We start from the raw sequence: 699 nt of genomic DNA, 5'->3' as shown, positions 1-699 counted from the left end.
GTACGGAGAAATTCTCAATGGCTGTGGCCGCGAGAGCATCATCCGCTCGGCGATCAGAGACGGAGAACTGGAGTTCACCGGGCTGGGACGGTGGGTTGCCAAGTACGGCACGGACGCGGAACGCGCCCTGATCGACAGCCAGGCGGTGGGCTAATGAGCCGCGTCCAGCACCTGGTGAACGTCTCCGGCGGCAAGGACAGCGCGGCTGTATACCTGCGCGCCATCGAGCTTGGTCGGCCGTTCCGTGCGGTGTTCGCCGACACCGGCAACGAGGATCAGCGCGTATACGACGCCCATAAGCGTGCCGGGGAAGAGGCATGAGCGGGCACGGCGATGGAAAGATTTCTCCGAGGAATGTGCTGCCTTTCGTGCTGATTGGCTGCGTGGTTAGCCTGCTCCTGGGCGGGGCGGTCTGGATGGTCTCGCACATGAAGGATCTCCCGCCGCCAGAGTCCTGGAACGTCGGGCCGGTGGTGCGCGCCGAGCTTCTGTCGAACCTCGAAGAAAAGCCGCTTCTCACGATAAAAGGGGTGCTCGTGCCGACGGGCACACGGACACGAAAGCAGACGCTGGTGGTAACCGAGCAGTGGCAGTTCCTGGTCGATGGCCAGTGGCTGCTGCCGAAGGGCGCGCAGATGGAAGTCCGGCAGGATCCAGGAGCGTTCGACAGGCTGCCACGGCTGTGCGTCAGGGCCGAAC

At 64.1% G+C, this 699-nt stretch carries 2 protein-coding genes; both read left to right on the top strand.

The window, feature by feature from the left end:
* Nucleotides 1–153: 153 nt before the first annotated feature.
* Nucleotides 154–321: a phosphoadenosine phosphosulfate reductase family protein gene (locus EOD15_RS35125; protein WP_206618713.1), complete on the top strand. Its 168-nt coding sequence runs from the start codon at nt 154–156 to the stop codon at nt 319–321.
* The coding region (locus EOD15_RS35120) for a hypothetical protein (RefSeq protein ID WP_148129847.1) at nt 318–699 on the top strand (382 nt) is incomplete at its 3' end. The genes EOD15_RS35125 and EOD15_RS35120, both read left to right, overlap by 4 nt.

This window comes from Mesorhizobium sp. M7A.T.Ca.US.000.02.2.1 (genome assembly GCF_003996995.1).
In the GTDB taxonomy this organism is placed as follows: Bacteria; Pseudomonadota; Alphaproteobacteria; order Rhizobiales; family Rhizobiaceae; genus Mesorhizobium.
This window is presented reverse-complemented; position numbering and strand designations above follow the sequence as displayed.

Coding starts and splice junctions, on each gene's coding strand:
- EOD15_RS35125 (WP_206618713.1), top strand. CDS start 154: ATGAGCCGCGTCCAGCACCTGGTGAACGTCTCCGGCGGCAAGGACAGC.